The 13,641-nt window shown below is 47.3% G+C and carries 9 protein-coding genes and 1 pseudogene; all 10 read left to right on the forward strand.

The window, feature by feature from the left end; genetic code table 11:
• The first annotated feature begins 187 nt into the window (after positions 1-187).
• The 10 genes and pseudogenes from L6H65_RS19765 to L6H65_RS19810 all read left to right on the forward strand — a co-directional run bounded on the left by L6H65_RS19765 (position 188) and on the right by L6H65_RS19810 (position 13,243).
• On the forward strand, positions 188-2,275 hold the full coding sequence (locus tag L6H65_RS19765) for a methyl-accepting chemotaxis protein (protein ID WP_236344380.1): 2,088 nt from the start codon (positions 188-190) through the stop codon (positions 2,273-2,275).
• 182 nt (positions 2,276-2,457) lie between these two features.
• Positions 2,458-3,129, forward strand: coding sequence for an ArsR/SmtB family transcription factor (locus L6H65_RS19770; RefSeq protein WP_236344381.1), 672 nt, complete (start codon positions 2,458-2,460; stop codon positions 3,127-3,129).
• Positions 3,130-3,195: 66 nt separating this feature from the next.
• Entirely contained in the window at positions 3,196-4,503 is a 1,308-nt protein-coding gene (locus L6H65_RS19775; protein ID WP_236344382.1) for an MFS transporter, read from the forward strand.
• A gap of 14 nt (positions 4,504-4,517) precedes the next feature.
• Positions 4,518-6,413, forward strand: a complete 1,896-nt coding sequence (locus tag L6H65_RS19780) for an AraC family transcriptional regulator (protein WP_236344383.1) — start codon at positions 4,518-4,520, stop codon at positions 6,411-6,413.
• Between the two features lie 363 nt (positions 6,414-6,776).
• Complete coding sequence (locus L6H65_RS19785; RefSeq protein ID WP_236344384.1) at positions 6,777-7,331, forward strand: TetR/AcrR family transcriptional regulator; 555 nt, start codon at positions 6,777-6,779, stop codon at positions 7,329-7,331.
• A 12-nt stretch (positions 7,332-7,343) separates the two neighbouring features.
• Positions 7,344-7,763, forward strand: coding sequence for a DUF3995 domain-containing protein (locus tag L6H65_RS19790; protein ID WP_236344385.1), 420 nt, complete (start codon positions 7,344-7,346; stop codon positions 7,761-7,763).
• 55 nt (positions 7,764-7,818) lie between these two features.
• Positions 7,819-8,349 carry an NUDIX hydrolase gene (locus tag L6H65_RS19795; RefSeq protein WP_236344386.1) on the forward strand — a complete coding sequence of 177 codons (531 nt, stop codon included), beginning with the start codon at positions 7,819-7,821 and terminating at the stop codon, positions 8,347-8,349.
• Between the two features lie 372 nt (positions 8,350-8,721).
• Positions 8,722-10,147 (forward strand): annotated as a pseudogene (locus tag L6H65_RS19800) (RtcB family protein).
• Positions 10,148-10,152: 5 nt separating this feature from the next.
• The gene (locus tag L6H65_RS19805) at positions 10,153-11,460 is read left to right on the forward strand and encodes an AAA family ATPase (protein WP_236344387.1); all 1,308 of its coding nucleotides are present in this window, start codon (positions 10,153-10,155) and stop codon (positions 11,458-11,460) included.
• Positions 11,444-13,243, forward strand: coding sequence for an SWIM zinc finger family protein (locus L6H65_RS19810; protein WP_236344388.1), 1,800 nt, complete (start codon positions 11,444-11,446; stop codon positions 13,241-13,243). The genes L6H65_RS19805 and L6H65_RS19810 overlap by 17 nt, the downstream gene beginning before the upstream one ends.
• Positions 13,244-13,641: the final 398 nt, after the last annotated feature.

Here is a 13,641-nt window from a genome sequence, read left to right on the forward strand (position 1 = left end):
GCTTCAAAGTAAGTCTACTCCTGCGAATGGCGGTTTTACGTATTAAAGAAGGACTATAGGCCTAAGTAGGATTCCGGAAAATATTTTTTAACCATATAAAGGATTTAATCGAAATTTGTAGAAATATTGTTCGAACCAATGTCGAAGAACAGTAGCGAGAGTCCATGATCAGTAGGGGGAAGCGTTGATGAATGTCTTTTGGTTGTCGGAGCAGTTGATTCGAAGGTTGAGGTATGCTTATAAGTTCATCGTTATCGGCCTATTGATTTTTATTCCAATGGTAGTGATGTCCTATATGTATCAAGGCCAGTCCAGCGATCTCATTTCGTTTAATACGAAAGAGAGACTAGGCGTAGAATATATAGCTCCTTTGCAACAATTAATAACGAAAATGCAGCAAAATCGAGGCGTGCATCATCTATATGTAACCAACAAGGCTGCTTCGGTAAAAGAGGGGATCGACAATAGCAATTCTGAAATGGAACAAGCGTTTCAACAGGTTTTTGCAGTCGATGACAAGCTGGGAGAAGAATTAAAGGTTGAAGGAACGATACATGAAATCTATGAGGATTGGAAAAGTATCGGCATTGCCGATGGCTTGGACAGCCGCACAGGGATCATTGACCGCAGCATCAAACTCATTGCAGCAGTTGGGGATTCATCGAACTTAATTCTTGACCCGGATCTGGATAGCTACTATTTGATGGATGGGGTCATCAATAAAGTGCCGTTTGCAACGGAGAAGCTGGCGCAAATTCGTGATATAGGGTCAGAATACTTAATGGCTAAGTCCATGACCGTGGAACAGAGGGATCATCTGTTGACCTTGATCTCTTTATTGAACTATTCCACGAATGATATTAGCAATGGAATTAACCTGGTAATGGAACAAAATCCTTCTCTCAGCTCAGAGCTCGAAGCAGCCAGGGGAAAGCTTGAAGAAGAACGAAATAAATTTATCGAGCTAGTTAACAGGGAACTGCTCCATGCATCCACACTGGGATTTCCGGCCAGTGAATATTATCAAATATCGACAGCGTTCATCGAGAATAATTCGGAGCTGTATCAGTTGGAGTTAACGTTATTAGATGGGTTAATCAAGAATAGAGTGGATGGCTATGAAGATAAAGCACTGATTTTTAATATCGCAGTTATTATTGGCTTCATCATTTTATTATATATTTTCATAGGGTTCTATATCTCGGTCAAGAAGTCGATTGCTTATATTAATACGTCTCTCATTCAGGTCAGTCAGGGAGACTTGACGAACAGGCTTGTTCCCTATACGAAGGACGAAGTGGGAGACATTGTCCAGCCGATAAATACAGTGATAAGTGAGTTTAGAAATATGATTAGCGCTAGTAAAGTTACGAGCAGCAAAGTTTCTGTATCCTCATCCGCTCTAACAGAGGCGATTACACAATCTGTGGAGGAAATGGATCATATCAATAATGAGATGGTCGAGTTAAGGAGCGGAACACAAACGCAATACATCAATTCTGAAGAAAGCTCGACAGCTATGAACGAGATCGCCAATCACATACAGCATATAGCGGAGTCCGCTCAAGACGTTCTTACGGAATCATCCCATTCCCATCAACAAGCTATTCAAGGCAAATTGGCTATCGATGGTGCTTTTAATCAAATGAATAAAATTAATAGCTCTGTTAAAAGCTCCAGTGAATTAGTAGAATTCCTGACAAGCCAATCTTTGCAGGTGCAAGATATGGTTGGCGTCATTGCGCATATCTCAGCTCAAACGAATATCCTTGCGCTGAACGCTTCGATAGAGGCCGCACGGGCAGGCCAGCATGGGAGAGGCTTCGCCGTTGTAGCTGCTGAAATTCAAAAGCTGGCCAGCCAGTCCAAGAGCTCCACAGATGATATTTCAGCGAAATTAGAAGCGATTACGGAGAAAATCAACAGGTTAGGCGTATCGATGAATAACGAAATCGTAGAGGTCGATAAAGGAATTGATGCGATCCATAGCGCAAATGACATATTCACTGCAATACTGGAGTCTTCTCAAATACTGGTCAATCGTGTGCAGCAGGTCACGAGCCTGACAGAGCAGATCTCCGCAAGCTCAGAGGAGGTTACCGCATCCGTCCATGAAGTGTCTGACATTGCCAAGCAATCAGCAGAGAAGACCAAATACGCATCGGAATCGATGACCAGCCAGGCAAGGGTAATGAAGACTTTGCTGGAGTCTGCAGATGAATTGCTCCAAATGACGAACCTGTCCAAAGAGCAGCTTAGTCACTTTAGGATGTAGGATGAACAAAGTATGGATATAGTTTGGTGATAAGGGCAGCGACCAATATAGGGTTGACTGCTCTTATTGTTTTGAAAACGTCGAAGCAACGGAACATGAATGATAATTCTTGACACTAAAGGGTGTCGGCTTTAACATATAACTATTCAATAAAACAATTGAATAGTTGAGGTGAGTTTATTATGAAAGCAGAACGCGAATGGAAAGATCAACTTTATCAGGAGTTTGCTCGCATTGGTAAGTGCCTGTCTAGTCCGAAACGATTAGAGCTGATCGACTTGCTTGCTCAAGGCCCCAAAGCTGTAGATCAACTCGCTAAAATAACCGGAATGAGTGTTGCAAATGTGTCGCAGCATTTGCAAACCTTGCATGAATCAAGATTGGTTCGTTCCCATAAAAGAGGAAACTTTGTGATTTATGACATTGCCGAGCCGTCTGTCGCTGAATTTATGGTATCCTTGCACCGTCTAAGTGAAAACCAGTTAGTAGAGATTCAGAAGCTGAAATCTGAAATTTTGCATCATGGCATAAGTATGGAACCAATAGCTATGGAAGAGCTCCTGATGCGAATGGATAGAGGAGAAGTTGTTTTGTTGGATGTACGACCAGAAGATGAATACGCAATGGGCCATATACCCGGGGCAATCTCGATCCCTATGAAAGAACTAGAGAAACAGCTGTCGTCATTACCCGCGGATAAGGAAATAGTGGCGTATTGCCGCGGACCCTATTGTCTAATGTCTGCACAAGCGGTTGAAATCTTGAAGAGCAAGGGGATCAAAGCTATTCGCTTAGAGGAAGGCGTATATGAATGGAAGCGCTATATGGAGGATTCCAAACTATCGTCGATTTGATGAGGGCGATCTCAACCATAAACGTTTCGTTGACCATATTAACAACTAGAAAGGTGGTTCTAAGCGATGACGCATGAACCCCGGCGTACAACAGACAGTAGTAATCGTATTTATGTCGACTCTATAGATATGCAGCGAAAGCTATATAAAAGATCCTTGCTCATCGTTGTCCTTTCGCAAGTTTTTGGAGGTGCAGGACTTGCTGCCGGGGTTACTGTAGGTGCGCTGCTTGCACAGGATATGTTGGGGTCGGAAAGCTATGCAGGCGTTCCCACAGCATTGCTTACGCTGGGCTCAGCTATGGCTTCTTTGCTGGTGGGTCGACTGTCGCAACGGCATGGGCGCCGGTTGGGGCTTGCCGGAGGATTTATAGCCGGAGGACTTGGAGCGATCGGCGTCATAGCGGCCGCGCAAATGAATAGTGTGGCGCTGTTGTTCGTATCGCTGCTTATCTATGGAGCAGGAACGGCAGCGAACTTGCAAGCGCGATATGCAGGAACAGATTTGGCAATGCCGAACGAGCGGGCCAAGGCGATTAGTATCGCGATGGTTTCGACTACATTCGGCGCCGTTGCGGGTCCCAATACGGTTGAGCTTACGGGCCGATTTGCCACGGCAATCGGTTTTCCAGCCCTTACGGGTCCGTTTCTTTTAGCTGCCACGGCCTTTATCGTGGCGGGTTTGGTCTTGCTGATCTTTCTCCGTCCGGATCCATTGCTTGTCGCCAGAGAGCTAGCCAAGAAAATCGAACAGCATTCACCGGCGGCCGACAATACGGAATCGCGCCTTAATGACAACAGAGGTCTGGTTGTAGGGGCAGCGGTAATGATATTAACGCAGATCGTCATGGTCGCGATTATGACAATGACGCCGATACACATGAAGCATCATGGTCATAGCCTGGGAGACGTAGGACTAGTTATAGGCATCCATATAGGTGCGATGTTTTTGCCCTCGCTTATAACAGGCGTTTTAGTCGATAAGATTGGCCGTAATGCCATGTCAATGGCTTCAGGAGCGGTTCTATTGCTTGCAGGTATTGTGGCGGCAATAGCTCCTCCAGATTCGATGCTGGTACTCATTATTGCTCTTGCCTTGCTTGGACTCGGCTGGAATATCGGCTTAATCAGCGGTACGGCAATCATTGTAGATGCAACTGATCCCACCACCCGCGCAAAAACGCAGGGAACCATTGATGTATTGCTTGCATTAGCTGGAGCCTCGGGTGGAGCACTATCCGGTATGGTTGTATCACATTCAAGTTATGCAACCCTTTCACTTGCTGGCGGTGGACTTGCACTGCTGCTTATTCCAGTCGTTATATGGTCACGAAGCAAACGTAATGTAACAGCGGTGAATTCACGGCAACGGTGAGAGGGGGAGAACGTATGGATTGGGAAGCTCACATCGAACGGTGGAGCCGAACCGCTGTTAGACTACTGGATATTCGACAGTATTGCATGGAGAATGGAACTGTCCCTGATCGCTTTGTGGCGCATACCAGCTTTTTCGTAGTTACTACTCGTGGAGAGGCGAGAGTGAGTCTATCGGGAACAGTCTATCAAACCCGTACTCTTCACATTTTGCACGGAGGAAAGGAAGCGGAGGTGGATTTTATGCCGCTAGGAAACAATTTTGCCTGCTATTTGATTCTGTATAAAGCCGCTTGTGAATCGCCGGAGGATTGGGAGAGCTTCTATATGCCGTATGCATTCACTCCTTATGCGCTGCTGCCGCTGCAGGAAAAGTGTCAAGCCATGAATCGACTGTGGCAGCAAGCAACCCCGATGGACAAACTGCAGGCGCAGGCTGCCTTTCTTTCGTTTGTGTATGAGGTTATGCGGCAAATCTGCACGTCAGCAGCGGACAACAGCAGACCGAACTCGGTAACCGAAGCGATACACTATATTCATGAGCATTACAGAGAGTCGATTACAGCCGAGAAATTGGCCGGGATTTACAATTGCAGCGTGAGCTACTTGTCTCGTTTGTTCAAAAACCAGCTTGGAGTCGGTCCGATTGAATACCTGATTCATGTTCGCATTCACAAATCAAAGCAGTTTTTGCTGAAATCGGAGGCTCGTATTCAGGAAGTAGCCGGCAGCGTTGGTTATGCGGATGTCTATTATTTCAGTCGTTTGTTCAAAAAGCATACGGGCTGCTCTCCGCTTCAATTTCGGGAAGACAATCGGCAGGCTGTTCAGAATAATCCATTATGTCTATTAAAATCGTCTATTGTATCCCCAAAGCCAGTTTCTCATAATGAGAATGAGAGTTATTATCAATGGATTGGGGAAGGGGACACATCGATGTTCAGATTTTCAAGACCATCGTTCGGAGCAATGATGCTATTATGCACAACCTTGCTTCTGAGCGCATGTCAGGCAAGCAGCAACACAGGAACGACGGACTCCCAGCCTGCTCCAGCAAATACCGCTAAGGACAACACGGCTGTGGAAACACGTATTTACGAGCATTTGAAGGGCAAGACGGAAATTCCTGTGAAGCCTCAGCGGGTGATCAGCCTCTTTCATTTAGGTGAACTGATGGCGCTTGGGGTAAAGCCGGTAGGTGCAACTACCTACATTTTGAATAATCCGCTGTTAAGCGATACTTCTGATATTGCAGATGTTGGAGTTCCGCCTGATGTGGAGATGATTCTGTCGCTGGAGCCCGACCTGATTGTTACAACGGGGCCATTCGCGGAGGTAGTAGAGGGCGGGTACGAAGCACTGAACCGGATCGCGCCAACAATTGTTGTGGAGCAGTACAATGATCCGGTCAAGGATGTCGAAATGTTTGGTGATATTCTCGGCAAGCAAGAGGAAGCGCGGCAATGGAATGAGGCATTTGCGACAAAAATAGCCGAATATAGAGAGAAGATTAGCCCGTTTATTGGGGCTGATGAAACCTTCTCGATTTTGAATGTGCGTCCCGGTGCGTTTTATGTTTACGGTGATACCAATATGGGAGGCAACATTATTTACAAGTATCTGGGTTTGAAGTCAAACGAAAAAGTAAAAACTGACGTCATTAATGGTGAAACATGGGAAATATCTGCGGAGGTGATTCCGGATTTCATAGGTGATCGATTATTTCTGGCTGTGAATGAAGGAGCAGAGGGAGACATGAAGGAGGTAGAAAAGTTAATACAGAATTCGCCAGCAGGGAAAGCGGGAAGGATCTACAATATTGATTTCGATCAATTTCTTCCCAGTGATCCGATTTCAGTAGAACAACAGCTGGATATCATCGTTAATTTACTGATTGGAAACAACAAATAAAAGAATACATGCATCTAGCCTCTGCTTCGATATAGCCGAAAACGACATGGTTTAGGTGGAGGGGTTGGCATGTGCAACCTTATCGAACATTCTCAATTGTGCTCGGCGGCGTATTGTGGTTTTGCACAGCCACGGTCAAGCCGAGAAGTTACATCAAGATTATTGCAGCTATGAGTATAGCTGTTACTTCAAGATATTGTTTCATACTGGCGGCGGTACTCCGCCTCTCTATCAAGATCCCCTGAACGGCAGGGGATCTTTTTTTACGATTTTATGAACGCTATCGTACAGATGTGGTGCAAAGCAAGAATATAGCATATACTGGATGTATCTAGACGATATCGTACAGAAAGAACGATTGCCATGCCGAAAGTTATTGTGACGGAAGAACAGTGGATTCAGTTAGGCGCAGAACGGTTTGCCCGGGGCGGGCCCGAAGCATTAGTAATTGAGAGTATGTCGTCGGAGCTAAAGTGCAGTAAAAGCAGCTTTTACTGGTATTTTACCAATCGTAGTGCGTTCATTCGGCGAATCGTGGATGATTGGATCGAAAAGTCGACACAACAGGTGATAACAGCTTCATTGGAGCCAATTGCGGCAGAAGAAAAGCTGACAGAGCTGCTTTGCCAGATGTTCGCGGTTACGCGGAAGGGGGATTTTCTATTCTATCTCCGAAAGCTGTCAGCGGAAGAATCTGATTATCAGGAAGTGCTCGATCAAATGGAGCGGGCCAGAATGAACGTTGCACAAGCGTTATTCATGCAGATTGGCTTGCCCGCAGAGGCTGCTGCTCATAAGGCTTGGTTTCTCTACCATTATTACCTTGGATGGTATGAGCGGCACAAATTGCATCAGCTCACGGAGGAAGACGTGCTTCATCATGTAACTTTGCTTCGAGAGCATCTGATACAGCTTTAAGGAGGGCGTCATATGGTTGAACTGCTGACCTGGTTTGTTGGAACAGTCTCGTTCCTCTTAAGTGGTGTTCATGTTTATTGGGTGTCAGGCGGTAGGAAAGGGCTTCGCATCGCTGTTCCAACCGCGGGGGAGGAGCCGTTGTTCCGTCCATCTAAATCTGCCACAGGTGTTGTTGCCGTATTATTGGCCGCAATGGGTTGGTTCGTCTTTCAATTGGGCGGGTATGGGCAGCCGATTTTCCCCGAGTGGCTATTTCTGTATGTCGGCTGGGGCCTGGCAATCTTGTTTATTTTGCGAGCAATCGGAGATTTTAGATGGTTAGGGTTTTTCAAGAGCAACAAAGGGACTCCCTTTGCCGAGTGGGATAGCGTTCTTTTTTCCCCGCTTTGCTTGCTTTTAGGGGTTAGTCTGATTTTGATTACAGTTGCTTGAAAGTGTGCTCCATTAGGAACGGTGGAGTTGATCCCAGACAGAAGAGGTGAGAAGTGTGCGGCTGATTATGAGCATTACGGATAGTGATTTTTTCGGCGGGGAACCGCTATTCTTGGACTATGTGTCTCGGCATGCGTCCAGGGGCGTGCTGATCAATGAAGATAGGCAAGTCGCTATGATGGAAATGTCGAGCCTCAATTTATATAAGCTGCCCGGTGGCGGTTTAGAAGAGGGGGAGGATAGAGAAACGGCATTTTTGCGTGAGCTTAAGGAAGAGACGGGCTTCGATGCTGTCATTCTGCTTGAACTAGGGTACATGGATGAACATAAATATAGGAATCAATATATGCAAAGATCCTATTGCTATATCGCCAAGGTCGCGAGCGAGCAAGGGACTGCGGCGTTAACGGAGGACGAGATTCTACTTGGCTTGCGGCTGAAATGGATGAGCCTCGAAGATGCTATTGTCCAAGTGAAATACTCAATTCGTCATTGTGATGAGTATTCCGAGATGTTTATGCTTCGCAGGGATCTTGCGATTCTAGAGCTTGCAAGCCGCTTACTGGATGAAAACATTACTGGATGAAAACGTATTGACAACCATTCCCTGAAAGCATTATGATAAACACTATCTTAATTAGAAAGGAGGCCGACAAGACATGACCGTACTTCACAATCGCCGCAATGCTGCCAAATCGTCGCAAATAAATAATCGCTTCATTGTCCATCGGCCTCTACGGGCCCAAGCAAAGAAAAGACAAGGATAACGTCTTCTCTCCCCTTAATGGGAGAAGAACGGCTAACCTCTAATTTCACATTGCGCGAAGACCGTAAGCGATGGGGCTTACGGTCTTTTTGCGTTCTCATTAGGGCTTAACACTAGAATCACCGGTTGACGGCTCATTCTCCCATTATGACTATCATTTTTATTTATTAAAGAGAGGAAGCAACTGACAATATGAATTCAAACGATCCTTATTATCGGCGAATCGATCTTCCTGCGGGAGATCTGCACGTATTCGCGCATGATGATTTATTCCATGCCATTGGGGGCCAAAGTGCTCGAAATGGCGAACAACAATTTGCAGATTCCTAATATCCGGTATATGAGCTACACGCCCGATGCCCAAGTCGGAGTGGGCACTTGTATCGGTACGACGGCGGTTTGGGGGACAGAGGACGGCTTCGTGTCGCCATCCATCGTCGGCAGCGATATCGGATGCGGCATGCGGGTGCATCTGACGAATTTGCAAGCGCATGAGCTGCAGGACGTCAAGCTCCGCCGCAAGCTGGTCAAAGCGATCGAGAAGCGGATACCAGTGGAAAATCATGCGAGAGGCTATTTCTCCGACATCCGCTTGGAGGATGTGCTGCGCAAGGGCCTTCACGGCCTGCCAGGCAAGTATGTTCCTGATATGTATACGCCGAGAAAGGCGACCTCGCTCACCCATGTTGAATGCAGCCGGTTCCGGTTCGATGAAAGTGAACTCGACCGTATTCCAGAACAGGCATGGCATCGGGCACATCGCCAACTTGGCACTCTTGGCAACGGCAATCATTTTATCGAAATTCAGGCTCTGAGCATTAACGAAGAGAACCGCCATATCGCGGAGCGCTGGGGGTTAAGGGACGGTCAAGTCGTCGTTATGATCCATTCCGGCTCCCGTTCCTGGGGCGGTACAGTCAACCAAATTTGCAGCTCGCAAGTCGTAAAGACGATGAGCAGGCTCGGACTTGGGACAGCTGATCCCAAGCTCGCCTACGCGCCGCTGGATAGCGAAGCTGGCCAGACGTACACGAATCTGATGTATTCGGCGCTCAACTTCGCCGTAGCCAATCGGCACTTGATGGCTTTCGCCGTCCGTGACGCATTTCGGGAGACGTTCGGTTCCAAGGCGGAGCTGAGCACGCTTTATGATTTGATGCATAATTACGCTTGCGAGGAAAGCCATGGCGATGAGCCGCTGTTCGTTCATCGCAAAGGCACTACGCGTGCGCTTCCGGCCGGACATTCCGGCAATCCGGAGCCCTATCGCGACACGGGACATCCTGCACTTATTCCTGGCTCCATGGGAACTGCCTCGTACTTGATGGCGGGCTTGCCGGAAGGTGCACGGAATTATCATTCGATCTGCCACGGGGCAGGCAGGGTCCGTTCACGGAACGCGACCAAGCAGCTCGTCACACTAGACGAGTTCGCATCCTCCCTTCGCATCGGGCAGGAGGACGAGATCGTGCTCAATCATCGGGCGCTGGAAGCGCTGATTGATGAGTCACCTCAAGCGTACAAGGATGTAGACCAAATTATAGAGAGCGTCGTTCAGGCGGGTCTGGCCTCTGTCGTGGCCAAGTGCCGCCCTCTGGCGGCGGTAAAAGGGGTGTAATCGATATGACTATACAATTGAAAGCGAAGGAATTGCGGTTCTTGATTCGGGCGGATCATGCCCCCGGTCAAGCGTTGGACGCTGCAAGCTATTTTAACTATATCGCGGCAGTTCAAGCCATCGTTCATGTTCTTGGCGAGCAGTTTGGGTGCAGCTTCCGTCTGTACGAGCAAGAAGACGGGTACGAGGTGTGGAACGGACTGGAGGAAGATATTCGCAGCGGATATGACGGTGTGGAGCATATGGCCAGCTTGTTCGACATGGTGGAGACGAGCGTGTTCGACTATGAATCCGATCCTGATCCGACGCAAACGGGGTATGCGATCAAGCCCGGTGTGCGCAATAACTTATTTGCTTATCCAGAGCATCGAGTCGCGCTTGCCAGAGTTCCGAGGTTAACGCAGCACGGTCTCGGCTATGAAGATCTCATTTTCGGCGAGTCCGATGAGGGTCTGGTCCGATTCTTGGAAGAGATGAGGAAGCGCCAGCTTGCAAACCCCAAAATTGTTGTATTTACCGATACAAGCGATGGGTTGGATCAGACTCGCGAGCGGGTTGCAGACTCTGTCAATCGAAGCGACGTATTCATGGAGGAAGAGCTGAAGATGCAAATTTACCGTTCGATCGACGAATTTTTCTCCAAGGACCGTTCGTTTTTTCAAACCTACGGCATTCCTTACAAAAGAGGAATTCTACTCTACGGCAAGCCGGGCAACGGTAAGACGACACTGGTCAAATCGATCTCTTCCACAACCGGAGCACCCGTCGCTTACTGGCAGATCACCGAGTACACGACCAGCGGCTCGATTCAACGGGTATTCGAGGCTGCTTCGCAGATGGCTCCGATGGTGCTGGTCATTGAGGACATTGATTCGATGCCGGCCTCTTGCAGATCTTATTTCCTGAATACACTGGACGGTGCGACTTCAAAGGAGGGGATCTACCTGATCGGCACGACGAACTACCCGGAAAAAATCGATCCTGCGCTCATGAACCGGGCAGGCCGATTCGACCGGGCATACGAGGTGAAGCCGCCGAGCGAGACGCTGCGCTGTTCCTATCTGCATCATAAAGGAATGGGGCGTCTCGCGGATGAGGAGGCCGTCGCGCTGGCAGCCCGCAGGACGGAAGGATTTACGCTCGCCCAGCTAAGCGAGTTATATACCTCGGCCGCGCTGCAGATGCACTATGAGAACGAGCTCAGCCTGGAGAAGCTGATTGCCGACATGAAAGCAGATTTTGCCAAGGGACGCAGCCACGAATGGATGATGGAAGAGCGTTCTCGTAAGTTAGGTTTTGTACAAGTGGAGTGACCTTGACTGGAATGACCCAAACTTTACGTGCCCTACTCCTGATCTACTAGATAATATGGAGATAGATCATTACGTGGAGAAAGTAGGTTGTCGAATGAAGCTGAAACAATTGGAGAGATTCATAGATCCCATCATTCTTGAGCGAGCAGAGGAGTATCGAAAAAACGGGCACATCCTTTCCATAGAAGAGACGAGTCCTACGGTTTATTATGCCCAGGTTCAGGGGAGTGAGCTTTACAATGTGAGTATTGAGTTTAGTAAAAGCGACAATGTGTCTTTTACGGATTGTGAATGTCTTTACGAGGATACTCCGATATGCAAACATATAGCAGCTGTCCTTCTGGAAATCAGAGAGCCGACCTCCAACGAAGTGAAGGCGGCTCCCAAAACTCCCAAGAGCAAGTCTGCGAAGCTCACGGACCACCTGTTCAAGCTTGGCAAGGATGAGCTGATTGCGTTGCTTATCCATTTATCCAAAGAAATAGAGGGAGTAGAGCAAGAGCTTTCTCTGAAATTTGTCGATGCCGATCATAATGAGGGTCTGCGCCAATATAAAAAAATTATCCGAGATTCTATTAAGAAGCATTCCGATCGTCATGGCTTTGTTACTTATCGTAATGTCTTCTATGCCATATCCGGTGCCGAGAAAATAATGGAGAAAGCGGAGGAGGCCTCTGAGAAAGGAAGTCATCTTCGTACGGTTGAAATTTGCTTTTGCATCATGCATGAAATGGGGGAGTTGATGCAAACCTGCGATGATTCTGACGGATACGTTGGAGCCATGATTCAGGACTGCTTAAGATTAATCCATCATACAGGGAGTCAACTCGAAAGGATCGTCGCCAAGGATAGATCGGTAATTTTTCAGCTGCTGCTAAAAGAGGCGCTTCATCCGAGTTTGGAGGGATGGAATGAATGGCAATTATCTCTTCTGGAAAGTGCTATATACTTAATAACGAGTGCTGCGGAAAGAAAAATGTGGGATCAGCTTTTAGAGAGCATGGAAAAGGGTGATTCTTCTTACAGCCAATATTTCTCTGAGCAGGCAGCCGGTCTCCGATATAACGTGATTCAAAAGCTTGATGGTGAAGCTCTGGCATTGAATTTCTTACATGATAATCTCCATATTGAGGCTTTTCGTCAATGGGCGATAGAAGCTGCAATGAAGAGTGAACGGTTTGACCAAGCGCTTCAATTAGCCGAACAAGGTGAACATCAGGACGCAGCTAAACCTGGTCTTGTTGTTAAATGGAAAAAGCTCCGCTATGAAATATATGAGCTTACCGGCCAAGTAGGGCTTCAAATAAAGCTTGCCGAGGAGTTCGTAATAGAGGGTGAATATTCGTATTATGCACGGTTAAAAGGATTATATGGCAAGGATGATTGGGCGGCTGCATACGAGAGGATTCTGGACAGGTTGGATACTACTAGAAGAAAAAACTGGAATGCAGATTACTTATACACCCGGGTACTTGTAGAAGAAAAAGAAACGAAGAGATTGCTGGATTATGTTCAGAAGCAAGAAAGCACCGTTGTGGAGTACTATCCTCATCTCGTCGGCGAGCATGCGGAAGAAGTGTTCGTTATATTCCATCAATTTATAATGAATCAAACGGCGCGATCTTCCAATCGAAAAGAGTATCAGAAGGTGTGCGAGGTGATCCGTCACCTCATTAAGGCAGGCGGAGAAGCCCATGCGAAGGAAATCATCGAACAACTGGGTCTAGCTTATCCGAATAGGCGTGCTCTCATTGACGAGCTGCAAAAGATAAAACTACCCTAATCTCCGGGCTGCTTTCTCACTTGCGAATATCCAATAAAGCAGGTTGCATCTAATGGGTTGCAACTCTGCAAAGGCGTATGTTAGAATGGGTTTACTTAAATTGGAACGGAGGGTTACGTGTGATAGACTATATCCGAGTTAGAACTTTGCGCGGCTAATTGAATAGCGCCAAGGCTCTGCCTGTGTGCAGAGGACTTAGGATAGGTCTGCCCCATTAAAGGTAACCCACATACTTGTATTTATCACGAGATGCTCCGGGATATTGGTCTCGTGTTGCCTTTAAGAACAGCAATATTCGATGCATATATTAGTTGCTCGCCATAGCGGTGGGTTTCTTTCCTGTAGATGCTCGAAAATGACCTTTTGCCCGCAAAGCGGCAAGCGCCGCTTTCATCAGG

Origin of the sequence: Paenibacillus plantiphilus (assembly GCF_927798095.1) — a bacterium.
Lineage (GTDB): Bacteria > Bacillota > Bacilli > Paenibacillales > Paenibacillaceae > Paenibacillus_Z > Paenibacillus_Z plantiphilus.

Excerpts from the sequence above, each read along its gene's own strand:
- L6H65_RS19780 (WP_236344383.1), top strand. The coding sequence starts at position 4,518 with ATGGATTGGGAAGCTCACATCGAACGGTGGAGCCGAACCGCTGTTAGA.
- L6H65_RS19790 (WP_236344385.1), top strand. The coding sequence starts at position 7,344 with ATGGTTGAACTGCTGACCTGGTTTGTTGGAACAGTCTCGTTCCTCTTA.
- L6H65_RS19770 (WP_236344381.1), top strand. The coding sequence starts at position 2,458 with ATGAAAGCAGAACGCGAATGGAAAGATCAACTTTATCAGGAGTTTGCT.
- L6H65_RS19775 (WP_236344382.1), top strand. The coding sequence starts at position 3,196 with ATGACGCATGAACCCCGGCGTACAACAGACAGTAGTAATCGTATTTAT.
- L6H65_RS19785 (WP_236344384.1), top strand. The coding sequence starts at position 6,777 with ATGCCGAAAGTTATTGTGACGGAAGAACAGTGGATTCAGTTAGGCGCA.
- L6H65_RS19765 (WP_236344380.1), top strand. The coding sequence starts at position 188 with ATGAATGTCTTTTGGTTGTCGGAGCAGTTGATTCGAAGGTTGAGGTAT.
- L6H65_RS19805 (WP_236344387.1), top strand. The coding sequence starts at position 10,153 with ATGACTATACAATTGAAAGCGAAGGAATTGCGGTTCTTGATTCGGGCG.